The organism is Thalassotalea fonticola (assembly GCF_032911225.1).
GTDB lineage: Bacteria > Pseudomonadota > Gammaproteobacteria > Enterobacterales > Alteromonadaceae > Thalassotalea_A > Thalassotalea_A fonticola.
The window spans coordinates 2,648,422-2,673,952 of the sequence record NZ_CP136600.1 but is presented as its reverse complement, the minus strand read 5'-3'; the positions used below and the strand labels follow the sequence as shown (position 1 = coordinate 2,673,952).

The window sequence follows — 25,531 nt, the reverse complement described above, 5'->3', positions numbered from 1 at the left end:
ATGGCTGATAATCAATATTACGGTACTGGTCGTCGCAAGAGCTCTGTAGCTCGTGTGTTTATGAAAGCTGGTAACGGTGCAATCACAATTAATAATCGTGACATCGAAGTATACTTCGGTCGTCCTACTGCTCGTATGGTTGTTCGTCAACCTCTTGAGTTAGTTGAAATGACTGAAAAGTTTGACCTTAACATCACTGTAGTTGGTGGTGGTATTTCTGGTCAAGCCGGTGCTATCCGTCACGGTATCACTCGTGCATTAATGCAGTTCGACGAAACTTTACGTTCAGGTTTACGTAAAGCTGGTTACGTAACTCGTGATGCTCGTAAAGTTGAACGTAAGAAAGTTGGTTTACACAAAGCGCGTAAACGTCCACAATTCTCAAAACGTTAATTTTACCGTTTATATGCAAAAGCCGACGTTTACGTCGGCTTTTTTATTTCTTCCCAGAAAAACTTAGAATTATCAGGGGCGGTTTAAATTCTGTTATGTCAGCGACGGTATAAATCCTGTTATTTCTGAAACTTCATTTCATAGGCTTGTTGAACAAAGCTTTAAACGTACTCTATCTACATTTTTCTTGATAAAACATCTCTCTGCATTTTTCATTTTACGCGCATTTACCACAGGGTAAATATTTGACCTAAATTGTCATAAATAAGCACTCTAAAACTAAGGTTTTATCTTGTAATAAAAGCGCTGTTTCATTATGATAGACAAAAATTTTTTATACATTTTGTTGTATCTGGTTACCTTAGCGTACAAATCGATGAAATGTTATATCACAGCTGGATATTTTATTGATTTAGCTGATAAAAATAAAATTTAAAACTATGTCTAATAATTGGAGAAATGAAATGAGCAATGCGCCCGTGAATAACGGCCGTCGACGTTTCCTGACAGCAGCTACTTCGGTAGTTGGTGCTGTAGGCGTTGCTGGTGCTGCTGTGCCATTCATTGCTTCCTGGAATCCAAGTGCCAAAGCGAAAGCTGCCGGTGCTCCAGTTGAAGTTAATGTAAGCAAAATAGCTGTTGGTCAGCTAATTCGTGCTGAATACCGTGGCAAACCTGTGTATATCGTACGTCGTAGTCAGGATATCATCGATGGCCTAGGCGGTCATGAAGACCAATTACGAGATCCTGAATCTGCCGAAGCGCAACAACCTGCATATGCACAAAACCAGTATCGCTCAATTAATCCTGAGTATTTAGTTGCTGAAGGTGTTTGTACTCACTTAGGTTGTGCTCCTACTTATCAAAAAGGTGACTTCTCCGAACAGGTTGAAGGCGTAGATTACGGCTTCTTCTGTCCATGTCATGGTTCTAAATTTGATATGGCTGGTCGTGTATTTGCCGGTGTTCCTGCGCCACTGAATCTTGTGGTACCTGAACATTCATTCCCATCAGCAGGTACCTTAATTATTGGTATCGGCAAAGGAGACGCGTAATGTTTGCAAATTTTATGGCTTGGATTGACGCACGTTTACCAGTAACAGATGCCTGGAATAAGCATTTAGCTCAATATCCAGCTCCTAAAAACTTTAACTTTTGGTACTTCTTTGGCTCATTAGCCATGTTAGTCCTGGTAAACCAAATCGTTACCGGTATTTGGTTAACGATGAATTATGAACCTTCTGGCGATGGTGCATTTGCATCAGTAGAATACATCATGCGTGATGTTGATTACGGTTGGTTATTACGTTATATGCATTCAACGGGTGCTTCGGCATTCTTTATCGTCGTTTACTTACACATGTATCGCGGTTTAATGTACGGTTCTTACCAAAAACCACGTGAGTTACTGTGGATTTTTGGTATGTTAATCTACTTAGTATTAATGGCCGAAGCATTTATGGGTTACTTATTGCCTTGGGGTAACATGAGTTACTGGGGGGCACAGGTAATCATTTCTCTATTTGGTGCAATTCCAATCATTGGCGATGATTTAACAACTTGGATCCGTGGTGACTATGTTATCTCTGGTGCAACGTTAAACCGTTTCTTCGCACTACATGTTGTTGCATTACCGCTAGTATTAGTTGTTCTTGTTTTCTTACATATTTTAGCCTTGCATGAAGTGGGTTCTAATAACCCTGACGGCACTAACATTAAAAAGAAGAAAGGTTCTGTGCCAGAAGAAGAAAAAAGCAAATTTGAATTCCACGAAGCATACACAGGTAAGTATGACATCGTCGATGCGATCCCATTCCACCCTTACTATTCAGTAAAAGACATTATGGGGGTTGTTGGTTTCTTAATCTTATTCTGTTGGGTTATGTTCTTTGTCCCTGAAGGTGGTGGTTACTTCCTTGAGGCGCCGAACTTTACTCCTGCTAATGGTTTGAAAACTCCTGAGCATATTGTGCCAGTTTGGTACTTCGGTCCGTTCTACACTATTTTAAGAGTTATTCCTGACAAGCTTTTAGGTATGATAGGTATGTTTGCTGCCATTGGTATGTTATTTGCCCTGCCTTGGTTTGACCGTGGCATTGTTAAGTCATTCCGTTTCCGTAGTAAAGCTCACTTTGTAAACTTAGTTCAGTTCACTATCAGCTTTATCGTATTAGGTGTATTAGGTACGATGCCTGCATCTGAACTTGCTAACTTGATTGGCCGTATTGCAACACTTGGCTATTTTGGTTTCTTTATTGCGCTTTGGTTCTACTCGAATAACGAGAATACTAAGCCAGTTCCAGAAAGGGTGACTAAATAATGAAAAAAATAATAATTGCTTTATTTACCTTATTACCAACGTTAGCGTTCGCTGCTGGCGGTGGTGCACCGCTTGATCATGCTAATAACGATATTACTGATAAAGCGTCATTACGTAACGGCGCCGAAACATTTATGAACTATTGTTTAGGTTGTCACCAACTACAATATCAACGTTACAACCGTACGTTTACCGATTTAGACATCGATGAACAAGAAGGCATTGAAACGTTAATGTTTACCGGTGAAAAAGTTGGTGATCATATTACTAACACTATGCCTTCAAAAGAAGCTGCTGCTTGGTTTGGTGCTGCGCCACCAGATTTAACACTTGCTGCTCGCTTTAGAAGTACTGACTGGTTATACACATACCTTCGTTCTTTTTACAGCGACAGTAGCCGTCCGTTTGGCGTGAACAACGCGACATTTAAAGATGTTGGTATGCCCCATGTATTTCAACAACTACAGGGCGTACAAGAGTTAAGCGCTGAAGCAAAAGCTATGTTACAATTGCCAGCGGCAGAACAGCGTCCGCTTGCAAATTCAGATTTAGTTCTTACTCAACCGGGTACATTAACACCGGCTGATTACGATATTGTTGTTCGTGATTTAGTTAACTTTTTGGAATATACCGGTGAGCCAAGTAAAGTTGAGCGCCATCGTTTAGGTTACTGGGTACTTGGTTTCCTAGTAATTTTATTCATCTTTAGTTACTTATTGAAGAAAGAATATTGGCGCGACGTTCACTAATTGTTGAACATCAATATTAGTTCGCTAAAATAAATTTATTGGGGCTATACTATAAACGTATTTGTACGTTTAAAGTAATCAGCCCCTTTGTCGTGCTTACTACAATAGCTAATAAGTACAACGTGTTATACAGTAGGTATAACGTTTTAAACATTCTTTGGAGGATATATGGCTGTAGCCGCTAATAAACGCTCTGTCATGACCCTGTTTTCACATGCCGATGATATGTACAGTCATCAGACTCGTATCGTGCTTGCTGAAAAAGGTGTAGGTGTAGACATTCATTTAGTTGAAATGGACAATTTACCAGAAGATTTAATTGACTTAAATCCATATGGAACAGTACCAACATTAATTGATCGGGAACTAGCTTTATATGAAGCTAAGATCATTATGGAGTACTTAGATGAGCGTTTCCCACATCCACCACTAATGCCTGTTTACCCAGTTGCTCGTGGCCGCAGCCGATTAATGATGCACCGCATTGAAAGTGACTGGTATAGCCTGGCATTGACCATTATTTCTGGTAGTGCGGATGATGCAGATAAAGCGCGTAATGATTTACGTGAAAGCTTATTAAGCATTGCGCCAGTGTTAAATGAAGCGCCATATTTCATGAGTGAAGAATTTAGCTTAGTTGATTGTTATTTAGCTCCTCTATTATGGCGTTTGCCTGCATTTGGTATTGAATTATCAGGTCAAGGTAGTAAAGAGTTAAAGAACTACATGTTACGCTTGTTTGACCGTGAATCATTTCAAGCATCATTAACAGAAACCGAACGTGAATTACGTTTTGGTCGCCCAGCTTAAGCTGTTATGACTGTAGAAATGACTTCTAATAAGCCCTATTTAATTAGGGCTTTTTACGATTGGATCCTAGATAACGACTTAACTCCTTATATTGCTGTGGATGCTAATTACCCCAATGTGATGGTGCCTGAGCAATATATTGATGATGGTCAGATCGTGCTTAATATTGCTCCTGCTTCTGTTGGAGCAATTTCGATGACAGGTGATGTGATTGAGTTTAGTGCTCGCTTTGGCGGTAAAGTGCAAAGCTTGTATGTACCTTTTGAAGCCGTAGGGGCAATTTATGCAAGAGAGAATGGCGTTGGCTCATCTTTTGATATTGAATACCCTGAAGAGGTCGAAGAAGTGCTTGAGCAAGTTGAAACTCCTAAGCCGGAGAAGAAGGGTAAGCCTACTCTTTCAATCGTAAAGTAAGCGGTAGTGAAAAGCCGAGAGGCTAGAAACGAAAAGCCTGAGCTGTTTCTGATAATGGGAATAATTGCAATGCAGTTATTCCCATTTTTATAAATGCAGTTTCAACTCAACTATATTTGAGTATTCACGATGTTAATTAACGTAAACCACGTCATTATTCCGTAAGACGACTGTAGGGATGCAGGAGGTAGAGCAACGCAGGAGCAGTTGCCGAGTAGCGATATCCGCGACCTGCTGACGTATTATGTGATTCTAAAAGTTAAATTAAGTTCTGTCTAAACATCATTTAATATGTTGATTTTTTAAGTTTCTGTAGAGCTGGAGGAGGTCCTTCATCGCGCTAAAGCTCGTGGAGGATGACGGTGTATATTTTCTGAATGTAATTTACAAAGCAGGGCTCAAATTGACAGCAAGCCCCTCGCTTTTCGTTTCTATTAATCTCGTCTCTGCTTTACATCGTTTGAAAAGCTTTGTAAACGCGACTAACACCGTTAATGTGGCGGACAATGTCTACCGCAATATTTGCTTCATTGGTTTTAACTAAGCCCATCAAAAAGACTTCAGAGTCTTCCGTCACTACTTTAATCGCGCTACCGTCAATTTTATCAGAAGCAATCAATTCAGTTTTTACTTTAGTCGTTAACCAAGAATCATTAGTACGCGTGCCAAAGGTAGTCTTATTACCAATTCTGATTTGATTATGGACCTTACGAATGCCTTGGATGTTGGAAATAATGCTGATAACTTGAGATCTTAACTCTTTACTTGGTGATTGCCCAACAACTAAAACCGTACCATTTAAACTCACTACTTGCACACGAGTTTGCTCTTCAAGTACTGCGTTTTCAGCAATTAGACTATGCGCTTTAACTTCAATTGATTGGTCATCTACTTGTGCACCTAAAGTACGGCGATCATTAATCGATGCCGCACCGGCACCAATACCTGCAATAACAGCTACAGCACAACCTTGGAGCAAGGTTAAGCTAATCATGGCAATAGCGAGTTTTTTCATTGTTGTTGTACTTCTCTATGTATGTTTAATTTTCTGCTTGTGGAAAAAGAGTGGTGTCGATAATTTCACATAGGCAGTGGATAGCCAGTAAATGTACTTCTTGGATACGAGCGGTACGTCCAGATGGTACACGTATTTCTACATCATTTTCACCAAGTAAACCGGCAATTTCACCGCCGTCATTGCCAGTTAAGGCAACTATTTTCATATCTCTGGCAACCGCAGCTTCAATGCCTTTGATCACGTTTTTAGAATTACCACTAGTGGAAATTGCTAGCAAAACATCACCACTGTTTCCTAATGCTCTAATTTGTTTAGAAAACACTTCTTCATAACTATAATCATTTGCAATTGATGTAATGGTTGAGCTGTCAGTAGTTAATGCAATGGCGGGTAAGCTAGGGCGTTCAGTTTCATAACGGTTTAACAATTCAGATGAAAAATGTTGTGCATCGCCGGCTGAACCGCCATTACCACAAGATAAAATTTTGTTGCCGCCTAATAAGCACTCCACCATTACCATGCCGCCTTTTTCGATGGCGATAGGAAGTTCTTCGCTTGCTGCTATTTTAGTTTCAATACTTTCGCGAAAATTATGTTTTACACGTTCTAACATTATTAAACTCCGTTAAAGGCATTTTTCAGCCAGGTAATTTCAGTGGATGTAGTCGGTCCTTTAATACTGACTACATCAAACCTACAAAAGGTATTATATTCATTCAAGCGATGCTTTTGCAGATATATTTGCGCTGTTTTACAAATTTTTTTTTGTTTTGATGCTGAAACCATTTCAAAAGGCTCACCAAAGCTAGTTGATTTTCGATATTTGACTTCAATAAAAACTAAAACATCCTGATCTTGCATAATTAAGTCAATTTCGCCTAATTTACAACTAAAATTACGCTCTATCAAACTAAGTTTCTGTTTTAGCAAATAATCTAAGGCTGCTTGTTCAAAAAAAGCACCTTGCTGTTTTGTTGTGACGTTATTGCATTTCAACATTTTGTATCCGTGAAGTGCGATACTTACCCCAGGATAAACTTCTGCTAATGATACGATTTGTATCCATTTGTAGAGTTCCTGTTTCCCCTTTATGTCTTAACATTGGGATAAGCTGCATTGCTTTTACTTTATCTATTAATTGTAGCGCATCTATGCCCATTGCATATATGCGTTCAAGTTGGCTGTTTCTGTTTGGCCATATTTTCTTGGCATCTGCCGACATTAAAGGGTTTACTTGTTTAGAGGGCAATAACCAGGGAATTTCAGTGAAGGTCAAACCATTAAGATCTCTGCGCGTGTTTCTGTCGGTGTTTACGTTGTAACTTCTTGAACTTGCATACATGGGAATAGCGTTGGCAAACGGACTTATGTTGACATCAATATACGGCTTTAATAACCTTGCTTGATCGGGGGTGGCAAACATATAAATCATGTCAACATCACGTCGATTCCTTGCTTCTGCTTTAACATTTTCTTTTACTCTGTTACGCAGTAAATAGATGCGTTCATCTGATAAATTAACATCCAACCCCGTCTTAACCGCCTGTTGCATTTTATTACCGCTAGGATAGTAAATGATACTTGCATCACTGCTGGTTTGTTTCTGCCATTGCAATGCAAAACTGTTGGCCATTCTTTTACCTATAGCAGTGTTTTGACTTAATATTAACGGTGATTTAAATCCTTGCTGACTCAATGAAAACGCAGCCTGACTTGCTTCATCTTCAGGAAGCATAGATAAAGCAAATTGGTTTTCACTTAAAAATGCATGCTCAGGTAAATTTAATAATAAGGTTGGCCAAGTATGTGTTTGTTGTTGGGGGGATTGTATATTTACACTCGTCTCGACTGTTTCTATTGTCATGGGCTGAGGTACTGGTTCACTTAATAGGTCTTCATCATCTACTAGGTCTGTATTTATATCACCTATTTGCTGATAATTAGTCGCTAAGTAGCTATCAACGTGCTGTTTGAGTAATGGGCCAATCACAAAATCAGGTTTGATTACATGTAATTGATTGACAATATCTGTCATGCCTTTAGCATTAGTATCTACAAAGGTTAACTGTCGGTCAGGTTGTAATTGATAAGCAGCAATAATACCTGCTTGAATAGTTTTCCCTAATGCCGCTTCTCTACCTGATAAGGGAATTAACACGGCAACATTTATATAATTTAAAATATTATCTACTTCAAGCGCGGCAGCATTCAGAGCAGGTGTTAATAAATTGGCAGGGTGCTGTTTATATTTACTTTGCCATTTGCTTAAGCTCGAATTTAAATTTGCAGGATTATGGGCGTTAGCAGCCACTATTTCAGTATAAGCCAACCAACCATTAAGGCCTGTGGCACTACGCTTTTTAAGGGCACGTTTTTGCCAAGGAGTTAACTGGCTAAATAATGAAGATAAATAAGAGGCTTCATCAATAGATTGCACCGGGTACATTTGGTGATAATCTAAAAAGCTGATAATGCCATCAACCAATAAATCTTGTTGCACGTTAATACTAGCTTGTAAGAACAACTGCCGTTTAGCTGGGGAGGCGATTTCAATTTTAGCAAGCTCAATTGCTGCTAGGTCTGTATGGCCTAATTCAAATAGCGCTTCTGCCATATTTAATTGATTATAATTTCTTTGCCCTTTGCTAAGTTCTAATTTGCTTAATTCAATGCTGATATGAAGGGATTGTTCAAGGCGTTGCTCATAAATAAACTTTGCAGAGGCTTGTAGTAATAGAATTGTTGCCTGATTATTGCTTTCATCAGTTGCGGCTGATAATAAATCCATTGCAGATAGTTCGCTGTCTGCAATGGTTTCTACTTCAGGCGGTACCTGAGCTGAGGCTTGCTTACTTGGTCTTTTATCTGAAACAGGTGCTGCACAACCGTATAATAACGTTAGAATAGCTAAGGAAAGTAGTAGATAAGTGTTTTTCATTGAACTCGTTATTTTTATCACCATTAATTGGTATATAATAAACCGCATGCTCGCTGTTGAGCAATAGCTGTGTTCAAATGGTATCAATATATTTATGAGTCAAATCACTGTTAATTCTAGTACTTTTTATGTAGTAGCAACGCCAATCGGTAATTTATTAGATCTTAGTCAACGGGCAATCGAAGTACTTAGGCAAGTTGATCTAATTGCGTGTGAAGATACTCGTCATACAGGCAGATTATTATCCGCCTACAATATTAAAAATAAAACCTTATCATTGCACGATCATAACGAGCGTCAACGCCAAGATTATATTGCAGAATTACTACAGCAAGGTAAAAGCATCGCGCTAGTTTCAGATGCAGGCACACCGCTAATTTCAGATCCTGGCTTTCATGTTGTACGACATCTTAGAGAGCAAAATCTAACCGTAGTTCCTGTGCCTGGTGCATGTGCTGCGATCGCTGCGTTATCGGTTGCTGGTTTACCTACAGATAGATTTGCTTTTGAAGGCTTTTTGCCTTCTAAGTCGGGGGCACGCCAAGCAAAGCTGAGCGAGCTTGCGAGTGAACCAAGAACTATGGTGTTTTATGATGCGCCACGCCGGGCCATAGATACAGTGCAAGATATAAATGATGTATTGGGTGGAAACCGTCAAATTGTTATTGCCAGAGAGCTAACCAAAACATTTGAAACTATTCATGCCGATTCTGCCGAAAATATTCTTGCTTGGCTTGATGGCGATCCAAATCAATTAAAAGGTGAAATGGTACTTATTATCGAAGGTGCTCATATTGATCCAAACGATATTCCCGAAGTAGCGATAAAAACCCTAAAGCTTTTACTGAGTGAGATGAAGCCGAAAACTGCCTGCGCCATCGCTGCCGAAATACACGGGGTGAAAAAAAACGCCTTGTATCAAATAGCCTTAGAGCTTAAATAACAAAAAAAACAGGGGTCAGAGTCAAGTTTATTAATAATAACTTGACTCTGACCCCTGTTTTTCGGGTACAATCCCCGCCGAGTTGGCCAGACAATCGCTGCTTAATCGTTGTATTTGATGCGTAAGCTGAAGGTAGACAGATTGAGGGGAGGAAAGTCCGGGCTCCATTGAGCAGGGTGCCAGGTAACACCTGGGGGGCGCAAGCCCACGACAAGTGCAGCAGAGAGAAGACCGCCTAAGCAGTTTACTGCCGGTAAGGGTGAAAGGGTGCGGTAAGAGCGCACCGGGCGGCTGGTGACAGTTCGCAGCAGGGTAAACTCCACCCGGAGCAAGACCAAATAGGGTTCCGTACGGCGTGGCTCGCGTTGGAACCGGGTAGGTTGCTTGAGCTATAGAGCGATTTATAGCCTAGACGAATGATTGTCGCCTCGTAAGAGGTAACAGAACCCGGCTTATACGGCCAACTCACTAAATTAAAAAAGAAAGCCTCTCATTGAAAAGTGAGAGGCTTTTTTATTGAATGCAATAGTAATTATACGAATAACTGTTCGCAGCAGGGTACTACCACTCTGGCACCCGGAACAAGACCAAATAGGGTTCCGTACGGCGTGGCTCGCGTTGGAACCGGGTAGGTTGCTTGAGCTATAGAGCGATTTATAGCCTAGACGAATGATTGTCGCCTCGTAAGAGGTAACAGAACCCGGCTTATACGGCCAACTCACTAAATTAAAAAAGAAAGCCTCTCATTGAAAAGTGAGAGGCTTTTTTATTGAATGCAATAGTAATTATACGAATAACTGTTCGCAGCAGGGTACTACCACTCTGGCACCCGGAGCAAGACCAAATAGGGGACCAATCGGCGTGGCTCGCGTTGGAACCGGGTAGGTTGCTTGAGCTATAGAGCGATTTATAGCCTAGACGAATGATTGTCGCCTTTAGTATTTATACTGTAGGTAACAGAACCCGGCTTATACGGCCAACTCACTAAATTAAAAAAGAAAGCCTCTCATTGAAAAGTGAGAGGCTTTTTTATTGAAATTGTCCCGCCCTAAAATAGGTTTACACTTTTAGGGAAGGTTTATCGACTTTCCCATAGCTTTAAAGCCATCTTTGATACAAAGTGATAGTCGATAACGTTATGTTAAATATTTATCGGCCGTCCTAAATCACCTTGCTGGTAATCACAGACTCCTGTTGGAAATATTTTGTTGAGGTGCTCAAGATATATATTCATATCAACTGTGCCATACATTCCCCTGCTAATGGCTTTTTCTACTGAAATTAATTTGCATTTAAAAATGTCACCCGCCCAACTTCCTCCTGCCTGAATTCGACTCGTGGAAAACATTGGGTAAGTTTTGTGACAAATTCCAGGGCTTTTATTATTCCAATCACCATTCCAGGTATTCTCTCCTTGATCGATAATTTCACCATCGTCGGCAAAACAACTGTCTGTTAAATCAGATGGTTTTGCGCTTACTGCATCGGTTGATGATTGTTTCATTTTCAAGATCCAGTCATCCATCATTTTAAATGCTGATTTAATTGGCGAGTATTGTTTATTGGCGATCCAAATTACTTGGTTTTTAGCATGTCCGTTGGCATCCTTTATCCTGAGGCGAGAAAAAAATGAAGCGGATACATGGTGCATATCTAAATCGTTTTCTAAATAATGTCGTACATCAATTATTGGTAAATCAACATTACCAATAAAGACCTGCCCAGATAAATACGCAGCATTCATAGCTTTAACTGAGCCTTGATGTCGAGGGGCAATCTTATCGGAGATTTTTGTTATGTTTTGCTTACTCCATAACGACAACCACAAAGGAATTTTTCTACCGAAAGGTGTCATTAATGTTTCTTCTTTCATCTTTTTCTGTATTTTCCAGCTGCCAATTCTTCTATTAACATCGAGAAATTCTTTAACTGAGATATCGCTATTTTTTAATGCGGTTAAACCATATTGCACGCCAACATTATCCCAAGTCGATAAAGCATCACCATTATGGTCTGTACCTAATATTGACACTAAATCCTGCCAATAACTCCAAGCAACATTGTCGACAACTCTTGGGTGAAAGAAGTCTCTGATAAAACCTTGTTTGGGGTTATTAATAAAACTGGATAAACCAAAATAGCCATTTATGCATTCATTGTTGCCCTGTGGCAACGATGGCGCAAACCCTGAGAACACTTGATTGATCGGTTGTAAATATGCGGCTCGTTGAGGGAAATCATTGAGGGCATTCATCCCCTCTACTGATTGTCTACGTCGCCAGTCTAACCACGATTTTTTTTTCTTAGCGCGAAAAGTAAAATAATTGTTGAGTAAATCGCAATCTAACGCATAAGTAGTCTGAGTGATCATATCCGGGTATGAATATAATGGTATGATGCCATCAAGTATGCCGGTACTGTTTTGAGCAATTAAGTATTGCGCTAAGCCGCCACCCGAACCACCTATTCCGACAGTATAAAGTGGGGGGCCGTACAAACTGGTAAATTGCAGTTTTACTCTTCTGGCGGTGTCTTCTGCCAATAGCATATTATACGTATAGCTGGTTCTGTTACCGCTTGAACTGATTACCGCATAGCCATCTAATAGCTGTTGTAGCTGTCTTTCAATGACACTTTTAGGGCGTTGTCTGCCTTGCCTGTAACCAATACCCGACCCGCCATTAAATTGATAAATTAAGCGTTTATTCCATTGCGACTTTGCCAATCGATTATTAATTTCTGCAGCGCTTATCGGCATAATAATAGTGTATATAAATCGGTTTATAGTACCTTGCTCGACTCGTAATAATTGTTTTGTATTGTTAGTTAATGTGGATGGTGCCGTTAGCTGTGCTGCATTTACTAATTCAATTTCGCCATCATTATTAATGTGGTAATAGCTTAAACGAGAAGGGCTAGAACAATCTTTAGAGTAGCCAATAATTTTCTCTCTGTGTTCAATATTTTCGTAAACGGGAACACCATAGCCTAGTTGATTATCAACTAATGGTTGACCAAGATATGAATCTAAGGTCATGCAATAAAAAGGATATTGTGCAGGGCCGGAATATAATGAGTCTATTGGCCCTATTTGACCAAGCATGATAGGAAAATTAAAATGCTCTTGTGGACGTGAGGTTTTACTGATGTGCTGGGATAAGTTGAGTAAAGTATTGGGGGTTTGTGGCGCTATTTTTTTTACTTGTCGGTAATCGAAGGTTTTATTGGGAAACGTGTGCATAAATAGTAATGAGCAAATGACAAGGCTAGAGACCACTATTATTGCAACAGTCAAGCTACGTTTACCCATATTTCGCTCCTTAAAATTCGTAAGTAAAGCGAAGAACATGCTCATTGAGTGCTCTAGTTAATAATAAGCGAACAAACTAGATGCCAAAAAATGAGATTCATTATTCGACCCACCAATAGATAAATCTTAGTACAAAAAACTGGCTTTATTAGTGCTTTAATAATTTTTATTTAAAAAAATATTATGTTTTTATTTATGCCTTTGATTGCAATGGACTTTAATTTTTTGAATGATAATGGACCGTTCAGGCTTAAGGTATTGGCCGAGATATTCAGCTGATATCAAATTCGGCGGTATAAAATGTGCTGATATTAATTAATGTCAGCCCTGCTTATATGGATAAACAGGGCTAAACAATAATAGCAAATTCTAGTACTTTATTTGCTGTAAAAATTGCGGATGTGGTTAAAGAAATTCATTCTTCTGCTTAATCGCAGCTTGATAAACCGCTTCAGCAACTTTCTTATGAGCATCTTTATTTAACGATGCCGGGACTAATGCACCATCTCTTGCTAGATTTGATAACGTTTCAGAGACGGCAATTTTCATTTGATGGGTAATTTCAATAACTCCGGCGTCTAATGTACCCTTGAAAAGCCCGGGAAAGGCTAGCATGTTATTTACAACCTTTCCGCAGGTAGCGAATAACGCGCCATTTTCAAGAGCATCGTTTGGTTCTATTTCTGGATCCGGGTTGGTTAATGCCATAATAATTTGGCCTTCACGTACCATTTCTGGTTTTATTAAACCTTTAACTCCAGTTGTTGCAACCACAACATCAGCGGTTTGCATAACCTGATCAAGGCTCATAGGAGTGCCCCCTAGCGATCTTAATTTTTTTTGAGCTTCTTCACTCAAATCACAACCGACTACTTGTTTTACACCATATTCTAAGAGCAGATTACAAATACCCATACCGGCGGCACCTAAACCTATTTGACCAAACACTTTATCTTTTAAATCAACACCTGTTTGCTTTGTTGCTGATAGTAAGGCTGCTAAAACTACCATTGCGGTACCATGTTGATCATCATGAAAAACTGGCTTAGGTACGCGGCTTATTAGTTCGTCTTCGATGGTGAAACACTCTGGAGCTTTGATATCTTCCAATAAAATTGCGCCAAAGGATGGTGCTATTGCTTCAACAATTTCGATGATTTTAAGCGGATCTTTTTCTTTAATTAGAATTGGAACACCAGATAAACCCACTATTTCAGCTAATATTGCCGCCTTACCTTCCATAACTGGCAAGCCCGCTTCTGGGCCTATATCGCCAAGACCTAAAATGGCTGTGCCGTTGGTCACTATTGCTACGGTATTTTGAATGTTGGTAAACTCTTTTATTTTACTCGGCGTTTGCTGTATTGCTTGGCAAACCCTGGCTACCCCTGGAGTGTACAAGTCACGTAAAATTTCTAACGAATCAATGCTAATGCGAGATACAGTTTGAATTTTACCTTGTTTGTGGCGATCAAATACGCGATCTGATTTTCCGGTAATAAAAGTGTCGGGTAATAAATTAATTTGCTCAGATAAAGCGTCAATACTTAACGAGTCATCATATTCAACGGTAACTTCCCAAATAGTATCTTTGTCTAGTCGCCTAACCGCATTTAAACCCTCTACAGTGGCGCCAAATTCACCAATTACGCCCAGAACTTTAGCCATATACCCGGGTTTATGTGGAGCTTCTACTAATAAAATTTCTACGATGCGCATAGGCAAACCTCTTAACTGAAAATACTAATGATAAATACCATATCAGGTCTGACCAGTTTTGGCGAGTCATGATATCCATGAAGGTTGCTATTATTAAAGAGCATTTTTAATAACTAATATATAGTACTTTGGTCATAAATAAATACTCATTTCGGGGTAGAGCCTTTACCTGTGCCAGCTATTTTTCTATCTTCTGATTAACCAAGTCTGTCGCCTGATCATAATCATAGCCTTCAATAGCTAGACGTAATGATTTAAACCAGCCATTTGTATCTATTGTTCTTAAGGTAGCTTCTTGCTCATTAATATAGTCAGCTGTTTCAGTGTCATAATCATCGAGCATTGTTGCAAGCTTTGTTAAAATCGGCTGTACGTCAATATTTACTTCTAGTGTTTGTACAGACTGCTTCTGCTGGTTTTCTTTGATCACTGGTACTAATTCAGCCAAAACGGATGCTAATTTTTTATCAACGTCTTGTACGCTTTTACTCGTTACTTGCTTGGTCGCTGATTGTGTTTCTAATAACTGAGCCGAAACAAGCAGTTCTTTAGCGCCAATATTACCTGCTAAGCCTTTTAGTGTGTGTGCTAAACGAGTCGTTAACTCCATATCTTTATCATCTAAAGCGTTGTTGTATTGTTCGATAAAGTCTTGCTGGCCTTCGCTAAACTTAATTAACAATTTTAGATAAAGCTTTTTATCACCCATTGTTCTAGTTAGGCCATCATCTATATCAATGGTTTGTAATGAATCTGGCAGAGAAACAGTGGACTCCTCTACTGGAATTTCTGAGCTTTCTATTTCTTGTTGTAAAGGTTTTATCCAATTAGCCATAATTTGAAACATAGCAGCGACATTAATCGGTTTAGGGATATGATCATTCATCCCTGCAGATAAGGCTTTTTCACGATCTCCCGCCATGGCATTTGCGGTCATTGCAATAATTGGTAAATTAGCAAATTTCGGGTTTTCTCTCAGCTTTTTCGTCGCCGTGTAACCATCCATTACGGGCATTTGGCAATCCATTAATACACCATCAAAAAATTGCTTTTCAATCATTTGTATTGCTTCTAAGCCGTTGTTAGCGAGAAAACAATTGATGCCATTGTTGGTTAATAGGCCCATTATCAACTCTTGATTAACTTCATTATCTTCAACGGCTAAAATATCTGCGCCTTGTAATAAATTAATCGCATCCTTAGATTTATCTCTACGTGAATTGCTGTCTTTAATATCAAAATGTTTAGCGCCTAAAGCATCGACAATGGCATCATTTAACGACGAAGTAGTCACTGGCTTAGTTAAAATGGTGGTCACATTTAAACGGCCTATTTGCATATTTAGTTCTTCACGCCCATAAGCGGTTACCATGAAAATAGTTGGCGGGTGTTTCAAATTGAGCTTGTTTTCAATAATAGTTATGGCTTCAATACCGTCCATAGTTGGCATTTGCCAGTCCATTAATACCAATTCGAATGGCTTGTGTAAGTCCGAATCTTTTAGTAACTCTAGCCCTTTTGCTGCATTTTCTGCAGTTGCAACGTCATAGCCTAAAGACATTGCCATTTTAGAAAATATTTCTCTGGCGTGGGCGTTATCATCAACAACTAATACTCGAGTAATTTGCTTAGCTGGAATTAACTGTTTTTTCTCTTTTGCTTGTTGGCGATTAAAAGTAACAGTAAATGAAAATATACTCCCTTTGCCCAGCTCACTTTCTAGAGATATTTCACCGCCCATTAAGCTAACTATTTTTTTCGAAATCGCCAGGCCTAAACCTGTACCGCCGTGTTTTCTTGTGGTTGAGGCATCTGCTTGAGTGAAAGGTTGAAATAACCTTGCTTGTTGGTCCTCATTCATGCCAATGCCAGTATCCTCAACGGAGAATTTTAATTCCACGTAATCTTCGCTGATAAACTGCTGGCAGATATTCAATACCACTTCACCATCATCGGTGAATTTGACTGCATTATTGGCCAAATTAATTAATATCTGAGTCAAACGTAACGGATCGCCAACTAGTGCCATTGGCAGATCTTGCTCGATATCAAACAGTAATTCGAGCTGTTTTTCTTCCGCTTTTATACTGACAAAATTGACTAGATTTTCCAATACATCACCAAGGTCAAACTCGATAGTTTCGATATCCAATTTGCCGGCTTCAATTTTAGAAAAATCAAGAATATCATTAATAATGCCCAACAAGGATTCGGCACTACGATGTACTTTGTCTATATAATTACGTTGCTTCTTATTGAGTTCGGTTGCTAACGCCAGATGCGACATACCAATTATGGCATTCATCGGGGTTCTGATTTCATGCGACATATTGGCAAGGAAATCAGATTTTGCCCGGTTGGCATCTTCGGCGGTAAACTTGGCTTTTTCATAATTAAGCTCTAATTGCTTGCGCTCGGTGATATCAATATGCACACCGCAAATACGAGACGGTAGCCCCTGTTCATCGTTTTCGGTAGTGCGGCCAATATCGAGTATCCATTTATATTGGCCATCCTTACAGCGAATGCGAAATTCATGCCTAAATTCCTGGTCATTACCTTTTAGGTAAGTTTGCATATTTTGTTCTGTGTGATCCCAATCATCGGGATGAATAAGTTCACGCCAGGTTTTTAAGCCGCCTTTAATAAAGGACCATTTTTCATTTTTTTCCATGATTTCACTTGGCGCATAACCGAGCATGGTTGCCCACATGGTATTGACTCGAGCATTTCCTTTTTCAGGGAAAAATTCCCATAAACCGATGCGAGCACCATAAGTGGCAGCGTCTAACCGTTCTTCACTTTCTTTAAGCAACTTCTCCTGTTGATGTCGGTCGCTGACATCACGGATAACCCCGATAAACATTTTCTGGTTATCCAGCACCGTTTCTCTGACCGATAAATCGATGGGAATGACCCTGCCATTTTTATGTTGGCCTTGTAATTCGCTAATATTGCCCACCACAGACGATGTTTTTTCGCCCTTATAATTGTTTAAAAACTTATCGTGTTGCAGGGCAATGTCATCGGGTTGAATACGATTAATGTTATGGCCAATCATTTCATTGGCGCTATAACCAAACATTTGCTCGGCCGCCGGGCTAAATTCTTGCACTATGCCTTTGCTGTCGATGACCACAACTCCATCGCCGATACTTTTCAAAATGGTTTTAGAGCGATATTCACTTTCACGTAAATCCGCTTTTAATTGTACTTGCTCGGTAATATCGACCAGCACACCGTCAAAATATTGACGCTTACTTTGTTGATCAATCAACGCCAAAGCCTTTAATACGATAACTCGGCATTCGCCATTTTTGTTGGATAAGCGAAACTGAATGTCAACCGGCTTGCTTTCGGAGATGGCGATGTCCACTTGTTTTTCAACTTCTGCCCAGTCATCTTTATAGGCAATTGATTTAATGCTTCGTCGCGGGTTCTCCCCTAAATAATCAGCAGCATTATAGCCGGTGATATTTCTAATTTTGTCGGAGATGTAAATAATCGGGCTATGTTCACGCCAGTTATCAAATAATTCATAACGAAATACAGTACCAGGCAAATTGGTAATAATTGAGCGAAACTTCTGTTCGTTTTCAGACAGTTTGCTGAGGGCTTCTTCGCGCTGGCTTATATCAACTAAAGATAAACGGATCTCATCACTATTGTTTGCTGGTATCGCTGATGCAGCTATTTGCAAAGGTTCACCTTTGGTATTTAGAATGGTGATATTAATATCTTTTTGAGAAATTCCTTCAACGGCCGACTGGAACAGCTTTAAACCTTGTTTTGCAGTTTCATCGGCAGGCAATAAATCTTGCCAGTGCAGAGAATCAAAATCTGTACGACTATGTCCGGTAAGTTCGGCGAACACACTATTATGTTTACTGAACTTTCCTGTGGTTAATACTGTGGCATTGGCTACCGGAGAATTTTCGTAAAGATCCCAAAGTTTACTCTCGCGGTCTGATAATTCTTGGGTTCTTTGTGCTACCCGTGACTCTAAATCGGAATTGGCCTTTAGCAAATTTAAATTCATCCGCTTGACTATGTTCATGGCGATATTGGCCAACAACGCGGTTAATATGATAATACTGATCAACACCGATACTATGGTAAATCTTAACTTGGTATAGCCCTGCTGCACTTCTTTGAGATCGATTTCAGTGATGATGCCAAAGCCAATATTGTCATTCCAACGCCAGGCACCAAGCACCGTTTGGCCTCGGTAATCCCGGTAACCATTCATATTAGCACCATCTTGATGTTGACTCAGTTGCGCAGCACTTAATGTCAGTGGCAAATCCGCATTAGATTCAACATACGGATTATCCGGGGTGAGTAAAAATCCAGGGTCACGCAGATGCACATTTAAAATGCTTGACTGACCACCGGTTAACAGGCCAACGGCGGCAAGATCTTTTTCAAAACGGCTACTGGAAATTAATAAGCCATTTTCGTCGGTAAAGTACGTCTCCCCGCTCAGGCCAACACGACCTGCTTTAGCAATATTAAATAATTCCTTAAAGGGGTCGATACGTATAGTTATGGCAGCAAAGATCTCACCTTTACTGTTTTTCATCGGAGCGGCAATAAACATGGTGGTATTATGCGCGCCTAAACCTTTCTGTACTTCATACAGAGGGACGTCACTTCTAATTGGCGGTATCAATACGGTTTCACCCGCAAACACTCGATCTAACAATTTAGGTCTGTGCTGTTGGATGATATTTATCTGCCCTAAGTTTGAATCACGAAAAGACGCATAGTTGTACCTGTCTTTGGAAATAATGAAAAAGCCAATGTTGCGATATTCGTCGGGCAATTCGTTAAAATAATCACGTAATCTGATCAGGTGGGGATTGGCTTTAATCCGATCCTTCGGCAGTTTTACCAATTGCTCGGCTTGGATAATGTTTTCATGATCTTCTGATAACAAATGGATAGAGGCGACACGAGCTTCATACCAGGTTTCCAATGAAGATTCTGCTGCTTCAACTACGGTAATTAAAGATTCACTCGCCTGGGCGTTTATTTGCTGCTTTATTTGCGTTAATCCATAGTAAATGATCACCGAAATGATCAGTAAAAATAGGCCTATGGCGCCAACAACGAGTCGTTTCGATTCAGAGTCTTGTAAGATGTCGGTCAGTTTTTTTTGAGTTTGGGAGTGAATTTTTTTAATCACAAAAACGAGCAGAGCAATAAGCAAAATAATGGAAGCAATGAGCGATTGGCTGAACATATATAATGACTTCTAATTTAAATACTATTAACTACTTAAGTTAATAGTAGCAGCAACTTAAATTAAAAAAAATTGTGTAAGAAAATAAAAGCACAGAATAATCTCCGTGCTTTACAAAATAATTATATTTTGGCTGGGGGAGAGGCTATTTTTGGGCTTTAATAGTCTTGTAGTAATTAATCAGTTCACGGGTTGAGCTATCATGGTTGGCCACTAAGCTTTGTGCTTTAATTTCATCATAAATACGGTTTGCCAGGCCCTTACCTAATTCAACACCCCATTGATCAAATGAACAAATTTCTAATATTATGCCCTGGCTAAATATTTTATTTTCATACAAGGCAATCAAGCTGCCTAACGATTTAGGTTCAATTCTATCTAATAAAATTGTATTGCTAGGGCGATTCCCCTTATGCACTTTATGCGGCGCGACTTTATCTATGTATTCTTGTGTTCGACCTTTTGCTTTTAAATCTTCACGTACTTGTTGCTCATTTACACCGCTCATCAGCGCTTCTGTTTGGGCAAAAAAGTTTGCCATTAACGTATCGTGATGACCTTGTACCGGCGTAACTGATTCAACCGAGCCGATAAAATCAGCAGGGACTACATTATTACTTTGATGCAAGTATTGATAGAAGGCGTGCTGACCATTGATACCTATTTCCCCCCAAATAGAAGGTACAGTTGCATAGTCTACTTCTTGGCCTTGCCAATTTACTGATTTTCCGTTACTTTCCATTTCAGCCTGTTGTAAATAAGCGGTAAGCTTATGAAGGGGTTGATCATAAGGTAAAATTGCTTGTGATTGTGAACCTAAAAAGGTGCAATTCCATACACTTAACAGTGCCATAATCACTGGTGCGTTTTGCTCTAATGGCGCATTTTTAAAATGCATGTCCATTTCATGAGCCCCTTCGAGCAGCTCAATAAACTTGTCATAGCCAAGATCAATAGCAATAGGCAAACCAATTGCCGACCACAAAGAAAAGCGACCACCAACCCAGTCCCACATATCAAAGATGTTCTCTTCTTTAATACCGAATTCACAGGCGTTTACTTTATTTGAAGAGACCGCGACAAAATGTTTGGCTATGGCCGATTCATCAAACGCTGAAGTCACTAACCATTTCATTGCTGTTTGCGCATTGGTCATGGTTTCTGTGGTGGTAAAGGTTTTGCTAGATACAATAAATAACGTGCTTTCAGGATCCAAGGGTCTTAAAATATCAGCAATTTGAGTACCATCTACATTAGAAACATAATGCACTCGTACACTATTGTCGCTGTAGTGCTTTAATGCTTCGGTTACCATTTGTGGGCCAAGGTTCGAGCCACCAACGCCAATATTAACAACATCTTTGATGCGTTTGCCTGAATAACCTTTCCATTGTCCTGTACGTACTCTTTCAGAAAATACATTAATCTGTGCAAGAGCGTTATTTACTTTCTCGGTCAAGTTTTCACCATCGACAATTAATGGTGTACCTGAACGGTCTCGAAGCGCAACGTGCAATACGCTACGATCTTCTGTGCTATTAATGCGATCGCCTTTAAACATTTTTTCACGCCATTGCTCTAATTCACAATCTCGCGCTAAAGTGAATAAACCTGCCATCGTTTCCTTCGTGACTAAATTTTTCGAATAGTCGAACAAAAATGCCGGCAACTTTAAGTTGAAATCATCAAAGCGATAATCACTGCTTTCAAACAGATCTTTCATGTGATGCTGTTTCATGCTTTGTGCATGGTCTTGTAAAAATTTCCAACTTGGTAAGTTAGTTCTTGCCGACATTTCGTTAAGTCCTATTTATTTAAAAGAGATAATGCTGTATTTACAATGTTGTCGCTGGTAAAGCCAAAATGTTCAAGCAGTACGTTACCTGGTGCTGATTCACCAAAGGTTTCCATGCCAATTACTGCACCCTTTCGGCCGACATATTTGTACCAAAAATCTTTATGTGCAGCTTCAACGGCAACAACATTATGAACCTCACTTGGCAATACCGATTCTTGGTAATCATCATCTTGAACATCGAAAATACTCGTACTTGGCATTGAAACAACGCGTATTTTATGGCCTTGCTCACTAAGCTGGTTTGCCGCATTCAGGGTTATTGTTACTTCAGAGCCGGTGGCAATTAAAATAACATCAGGAGTACCAACACAGTCTTGTAAAATATAGCCGCCTTTAGCGATATTGTTTACTTGCTCTTCATCGCGAACTTGATGGGTTAAACCCTGGCGAGAAAACACTAATGCTGAAGGACCATCTTGTTTCATTATTGCATGCTTCCAGGCAACCGCACTTTCAGTTGCGTCACATGGGCGCCAAGTCGTCATGTTAGGTGTTAAACGTAAATTAGGTACTTGCTCAATAGGCTGATGAGTAGGGCCATCTTCACCTTGACCAATAGAGTCATGGGTATAAACGAAAATGTTTTGAATGCCCATTAATGCTGACATACGTACTGCATTACGAGCGTATTCCATAAACATTAAAAAGGTTGCGCCATAATTAATAAAGCCATCATGAAGAGATATACCGTTCATGATACCGCTCATGCCAAATTCACGCACACCGTAATATAAGTAGTTGCCTGAAGCATCGTCGCTAGTGATACCTTTTGATCCTGACCACAAGGTTAAATTTGAACCCGCTAAATCAGCAGAGCCACCTAACAATTCTGGTAATAATGCGCCAAATGCTTCAATGGTATTTTGCGAGGCTTTACGTGAGGCAACATTGGCCATGCTAGCTTGCGTTTCTTTAATAAACACATCGGCTTTTTCGGCAAAGTCACTTGGTAAGTCTTTGGCAATTACTCTTCGTTCAAATTCACTGGCAAGCTCTGGGTAAGTATTTTTGTATTCAACAAAGGCTTGTTCCCAGTCAGATTGGCGATTAACGCCCTGCTGCTTTTTATCCCATCCTTGATAAATGTCGTCAGAGATAGCGAAGGCTTCTTCGTTATCCCAATTTAGAAATTGTCGAGCTGCGGCTATTTCATCTTTACCCAATGGCGCGCCGTGACAATCGTGGCTACCAGATTTATTTGGTGAGCCAAAACCGATAATAGTCTTACAGCAAATCATGGTTGGCTTTGTGGTTTCAGCTTGTGCAGCTTTAATGGCATTGCTTATTGCGATAGGATCATGGCCATCAACATCACTGATCACATGCCAGCCGTAAGCTTCAAAGCGAGCAGGGGTGTTATCGGTAAACCAACCTTCGACATGACCATCAATAGAAATGCCGTTATCGTCCCAAAAGGCAATTAACTTACCTAAGCCTAACGTGCCGGCTAATGAACTTGCTTCATGAGAGATGCCTTCCATTAAACAACCATCGCCTAAGAAACAATAAGTGAAATGATCGACAATGTCATGGCCGGGCTTATTAAATTGTGCTGCTAAGGTTTTTTCTGCTATTGCCATACCGACAGCATTTGAAATACCTGCGCCAAGCGGACCTGTTGTTGTTTCAACTCCTGGGGTATAACCATATTCTGGATGGCCAGGCGTTTTAGAGTGCAATTGACGGAAGTTTTTTAATTCATCTAGGGGTAAATCGTAACCTGATAAATGCAATAACGAATAGATAAGCATTGAACCATGACCGTTCGATAAAATGAACCTGTCACGGTCGGGCCAATTAGGGTTTTCTGGATTATGCTTTAAAAAATCATTCCATAACACCTCGGCAATATCTGCCATACCCATCGGGGCACCAGGATGGCCTGAATTTGCTTGTTGAACTGCATCCATTGATAACACGCGAATAGCGTTGGCTAATTGTTTACGAGTGGTCATGTTTATACCTAATATTATTTATTACTGAAAAGTGATTTAATTGAGCTTATTATTGTTGTAATTATACATACTTACAATAACTCTTTGATAGGTTTTTGTTATGGCTTAGAATTTAGCTCTATTTAATAACTGCTATTAAAATACACTGAGTGACACCTTAGTCACAATTGAACGACATTTTCGTCATTATTTATGCCAGTTTTAAATTAATTTTTGGGATATAATCACCCATAGGTTCCACAAAGTTCCACATAATAAGCAACTTAGCGCTATCCCTTATTTTTTATAGATCTTTCCTCGCATTTTATCGCGTTTTCTTTACTTGACAACGGTTGACTGTTATCACTAAACTGTACATAAGTGGGAAAAAGTGGAGAAATGTGGATCATTAGGCTATTGTTTAAAAAATAAACAGTTAAAAATAAGATCCAGATAGCGGCAAATATTATGTTTAGAGGCGCAAGCAACATTACCTTAGACAGCAAAAATCGTATCACGATACCAACCAAGTATCGTGAGACTTTGTATGCTGATTATGACGGTAAAATGATTTGCACACTGCATACAGAAAACCGCTGTTTACTGCTTTACCCTTTACCCGAATGGGAAGAGTTAGAGTTAAAACTGAGTCGTTTATCAGACATGAATAAAAGTGAACGAGCGATTAAACGTATTTTACTAGGGAACGCCACTGAATGTGAACTCGACAAAAATGGTCGTTTATTACTAAACGGCGTACTTCGTCAACATGCCAACTTAGACAAAAATGTAATGTTAGTTGGTTTATTTAATAAGTTTGAAATTTGGAATGAAGCAGATTGGCAAGCAGAAATGCAAACAGGCATTACTGATATCCAATCAGGTGAATTGGAATTAACTGAACGATTACAAGATTTTTCATTATAAGAAAACTATGACCACAGAATTTTCACACATTTCGGTTTTATTACAAGAGTCCGTTGATGGTTTAGCTATAAAACCAGACGGTACTTATATTGACTGTACCTTTGGCCGGGGCGGTCATTCAGGTTTGATCCTGAACACCTTAGGTGATAATGGCCGATTGATAGCGGTCGACAGGGATCCGTCAGCAATAGAGTCTGCGCAAAGATTTGCTGACGACCCCCGCTTTTCAATAGTACACAACGGCTTTTCTAATTTGGCTGATATCGCCAGCGATTTAGCGGTTACCGATAAAGTGGACGGTATTTTATTAGATTTAGGTGTATCGTCGCCGCAACTTGATGATGCAAGCCGCGGTTTTAGTTTTATGAAAGACGGTCCATTAGATATGCGTATGGACACCACAAAAGGCCAAACGGCGAGCGAGTGGTTAATGCATGCTGATGTTGAAGATATCACTTGGGTATTAAGAACCTTTGGCGAAGAAAAGCATGCTTGGCGAATTGCTAATGCTATCGTCGACGCCCGTGAAGAGGAAGAGCTAACAACAACAAGCCAGTTAGCAAGAATTATTAAAACTGCCGCGCCACAACGTGAAATTAAAAAACATCCCGCTACGCGTAGCTTTCAAGCCATTCGAATGTATATCAATTCAGAGCTGGAACAAATTGAAAATGTATTGGTTGCAGCACTCGATGTATTAAAAGAAGGTGGCCGTTTAGTGGTGATTAGTTTTCACTCATTAGAAGATCGCTTAGTAAAACAGTTTATGAAAAAGCATAGTACCGGTAAAAAAGTACCCCGTGGTATGCCAATTAAAGAAGAAGAAATTCAAAAAGGCAAAAAACTTGCCTTAGTAGGTAAAAAGCTTAAACCAAGTAAAACTGAAGTAAGCGAAAACGTGCGTTCGCGCAGTTCAGTATTACGAGTAGCGGTACGTTTGGCCAAGGAATAAA

General features: G+C 39.7%; 18 protein-coding genes and 1 other RNA gene. 10 read left to right on the top strand and 9 right to left on the bottom strand.

Annotated elements, in window-relative coordinates; all coding sequences use genetic code 11:
• The 6 genes from rpsI (at window position 1) to RI844_RS10690 (ending at window position 4,686) form a co-directional block, all read left to right on the top strand.
• Window positions 1-393, top strand: a complete 393-nt coding sequence (gene rpsI / locus RI844_RS10715; RefSeq protein ID WP_348394669.1) for a 30S ribosomal protein S9 — start codon at window positions 1-3, stop codon at window positions 391-393.
• A gap of 464 nt (window positions 394-857) precedes the next feature.
• Complete coding sequence (gene petA, locus RI844_RS10710) at window positions 858-1,448, top strand: ubiquinol-cytochrome c reductase iron-sulfur subunit (RefSeq protein ID WP_348394668.1); 591 nt, start codon at window positions 858-860, stop codon at window positions 1,446-1,448.
• Window positions 1,448-2,713 carry a cytochrome b gene (locus tag RI844_RS10705; RefSeq protein ID WP_348394667.1) on the top strand — a complete coding sequence of 422 codons (1,266 nt, stop codon included), beginning with the start codon at window positions 1,448-1,450 and terminating at the stop codon, window positions 2,711-2,713. The genes petA and RI844_RS10705 overlap by 1 nt, the downstream gene beginning before the upstream one ends.
• Window positions 2,713-3,462, top strand: coding sequence for a cytochrome c1 (locus tag RI844_RS10700; protein WP_348394666.1), 750 nt, complete (start codon window positions 2,713-2,715; stop codon window positions 3,460-3,462). Before RI844_RS10705 ends, RI844_RS10700 begins: the two co-directional genes overlap by 1 nt.
• A gap of 168 nt (window positions 3,463-3,630) precedes the next feature.
• Window positions 3,631-4,272 (top strand): stringent starvation protein SspA, encoded by a 642-nt coding sequence (gene sspA, locus RI844_RS10695; RefSeq protein ID WP_348394665.1) that lies wholly within the window; start codon window positions 3,631-3,633, stop codon window positions 4,270-4,272.
• Window positions 4,273-4,290: 18 nt separating this feature from the next.
• A complete protein-coding gene (locus RI844_RS10690; RefSeq protein ID WP_348394664.1) occupies window positions 4,291-4,686 on the top strand; it encodes a ClpXP protease specificity-enhancing factor in 396 nt (131 codons plus the stop codon).
• Between the two features lie 451 nt (window positions 4,687-5,137).
• Here the strand turns inward: RI844_RS10690 and RI844_RS10685 are convergent, their stop codons facing one another.
• Genes RI844_RS10685 through RI844_RS10670 form a run of 4 tightly spaced genes read right to left on the bottom strand, consistent with a single transcriptional unit; the run spans window position 5,138 to window position 8,642 of the window.
• Window positions 5,138-5,701 carry a BON domain-containing protein gene (locus RI844_RS10685; protein WP_348394663.1) on the bottom strand — a complete coding sequence of 188 codons (564 nt, stop codon included), beginning with the start codon at window positions 5,699-5,701 and terminating at the stop codon, window positions 5,138-5,140.
• A 25-nt stretch (window positions 5,702-5,726) separates the two neighbouring features.
• A complete protein-coding gene (locus RI844_RS10680; RefSeq protein ID WP_348394662.1) occupies window positions 5,727-6,317 on the bottom strand; it encodes a phosphoheptose isomerase in 591 nt (196 codons plus the stop codon).
• Window positions 6,318-6,319: 2 nt separating this feature from the next.
• Window positions 6,320-6,703, bottom strand: coding sequence for a YraN family protein (locus RI844_RS10675; RefSeq protein ID WP_348394661.1), 384 nt, complete (start codon window positions 6,701-6,703; stop codon window positions 6,320-6,322).
• Window positions 6,687-8,642, bottom strand: a complete 1,956-nt coding sequence (locus RI844_RS10670) for a penicillin-binding protein activator (protein ID WP_348394660.1) — start codon at window positions 8,640-8,642, stop codon at window positions 6,687-6,689. Before RI844_RS10670 ends, RI844_RS10675 begins: the two co-directional genes overlap by 17 nt.
• A gap of 94 nt (window positions 8,643-8,736) precedes the next feature.
• Here RI844_RS10670 and rsmI point away from each other — a divergent pair, with 94 nt between their 5' ends.
• Window positions 8,737-9,585, top strand: coding sequence for a 16S rRNA (cytidine(1402)-2'-O)-methyltransferase (gene rsmI, locus RI844_RS10665; RefSeq protein WP_348394659.1), 849 nt, complete (start codon window positions 8,737-8,739; stop codon window positions 9,583-9,585).
• Between the two features lie 78 nt (window positions 9,586-9,663).
• An RNA gene (rnpB, locus tag RI844_RS10660) (RNase P RNA component class A) lies at window positions 9,664-10,057 on the top strand.
• A gap of 669 nt (window positions 10,058-10,726) precedes the next feature.
• Here rnpB and RI844_RS10655 read toward each other — a convergent pair.
• The 5 genes from RI844_RS10655 to tkt all read right to left on the bottom strand — a co-directional run bounded on the left by RI844_RS10655 (window position 10,727) and on the right by tkt (window position 23,672).
• Window positions 10,727-12,895, bottom strand: coding sequence for a DUF6351 family protein (locus RI844_RS10655; protein ID WP_348394658.1), 2,169 nt, complete (start codon window positions 12,893-12,895; stop codon window positions 10,727-10,729).
• 405 nt (window positions 12,896-13,300) lie between these two features.
• Complete coding sequence (locus RI844_RS10650; protein ID WP_348394657.1) at window positions 13,301-14,614, bottom strand: malic enzyme-like NAD(P)-binding protein; 1,314 nt, start codon at window positions 14,612-14,614, stop codon at window positions 13,301-13,303.
• 178 nt (window positions 14,615-14,792) lie between these two features.
• Window positions 14,793-19,859, bottom strand: a complete 5,067-nt coding sequence (locus RI844_RS10645) for a PAS domain S-box protein (protein ID WP_348394656.1) — start codon at window positions 19,857-19,859, stop codon at window positions 14,793-14,795.
• A gap of 145 nt (window positions 19,860-20,004) precedes the next feature.
• On the bottom strand, window positions 20,005-21,654 hold the full coding sequence (pgi, locus tag RI844_RS10640) for a glucose-6-phosphate isomerase (RefSeq protein WP_348394655.1): 1,650 nt from the start codon (window positions 21,652-21,654) through the stop codon (window positions 20,005-20,007).
• Between the two features lie 11 nt (window positions 21,655-21,665).
• Complete coding sequence (gene tkt, locus RI844_RS10635; protein ID WP_348394654.1) at window positions 21,666-23,672, bottom strand: transketolase; 2,007 nt, start codon at window positions 23,670-23,672, stop codon at window positions 21,666-21,668.
• Between the two features lie 447 nt (window positions 23,673-24,119).
• On the opposite strand from tkt, the gene mraZ reads away from it, so the two are divergent.
• Together mraZ and rsmH are read left to right on the top strand one after the other, a co-directional pair.
• Entirely contained in the window at window positions 24,120-24,578 is a 459-nt protein-coding gene (gene mraZ, locus RI844_RS10630) for a division/cell wall cluster transcriptional repressor MraZ (RefSeq protein WP_348394653.1), read from the top strand.
• Window positions 24,579-24,585: 7 nt separating this feature from the next.
• Window positions 24,586-25,530 carry a 16S rRNA (cytosine(1402)-N(4))-methyltransferase RsmH gene (rsmH, locus tag RI844_RS10625; protein WP_348394652.1) on the top strand — a complete coding sequence of 315 codons (945 nt, stop codon included), beginning with the start codon at window positions 24,586-24,588 and terminating at the stop codon, window positions 25,528-25,530.
• Window position 25,531 lies beyond the last annotated feature (1 nt).

Coding starts and splice junctions, on each gene's coding strand:
- rsmH (WP_348394652.1), top strand. CDS start 24,586: ATGACCACAGAATTTTCACACATTTCGGTTTTATTACAAGAGTCCGTT.
- RI844_RS10670 (WP_348394660.1), bottom strand. CDS start 8,642: ATGAAAAACACTTATCTACTACTTTCCTTAGCTATTCTAACGTTATTA.
- pgi (WP_348394655.1), bottom strand. CDS start 21,654: ATGTCGGCAAGAACTAACTTACCAAGTTGGAAATTTTTACAAGACCAT.
- tkt (WP_348394654.1), bottom strand. CDS start 23,672: ATGACCACTCGTAAACAATTAGCCAACGCTATTCGCGTGTTATCAATG.
- RI844_RS10700 (WP_348394666.1), top strand. CDS start 2,713: ATGAAAAAAATAATAATTGCTTTATTTACCTTATTACCAACGTTAGCG.
- rsmI (WP_348394659.1), top strand. CDS start 8,737: ATGAGTCAAATCACTGTTAATTCTAGTACTTTTTATGTAGTAGCAACG.
- RI844_RS10655 (WP_348394658.1), bottom strand. CDS start 12,895: ATGGGTAAACGTAGCTTGACTGTTGCAATAATAGTGGTCTCTAGCCTT.
- RI844_RS10685 (WP_348394663.1), bottom strand. CDS start 5,701: ATGAAAAAACTCGCTATTGCCATGATTAGCTTAACCTTGCTCCAAGGT.
- RI844_RS10650 (WP_348394657.1), bottom strand. CDS start 14,614: ATGCGCATCGTAGAAATTTTATTAGTAGAAGCTCCACATAAACCCGGG.
- RI844_RS10680 (WP_348394662.1), bottom strand. CDS start 6,317: ATGTTAGAACGTGTAAAACATAATTTTCGCGAAAGTATTGAAACTAAA.
- mraZ (WP_348394653.1), top strand. CDS start 24,120: ATGTTTAGAGGCGCAAGCAACATTACCTTAGACAGCAAAAATCGTATC.
- RI844_RS10645 (WP_348394656.1), bottom strand. CDS start 19,859: ATGTTCAGCCAATCGCTCATTGCTTCCATTATTTTGCTTATTGCTCTG.
- sspA (WP_348394665.1), top strand. CDS start 3,631: ATGGCTGTAGCCGCTAATAAACGCTCTGTCATGACCCTGTTTTCACAT.
- RI844_RS10675 (WP_348394661.1), bottom strand. CDS start 6,703: ATGTTGAAATGCAATAACGTCACAACAAAACAGCAAGGTGCTTTTTTT.
- rpsI (WP_348394669.1), top strand. CDS start 1: ATGGCTGATAATCAATATTACGGTACTGGTCGTCGCAAGAGCTCTGTA.
- petA (WP_348394668.1), top strand. CDS start 858: ATGAGCAATGCGCCCGTGAATAACGGCCGTCGACGTTTCCTGACAGCA.
- RI844_RS10705 (WP_348394667.1), top strand. CDS start 1,448: ATGTTTGCAAATTTTATGGCTTGGATTGACGCACGTTTACCAGTAACA.
- RI844_RS10690 (WP_348394664.1), top strand. CDS start 4,291: ATGACTTCTAATAAGCCCTATTTAATTAGGGCTTTTTACGATTGGATC.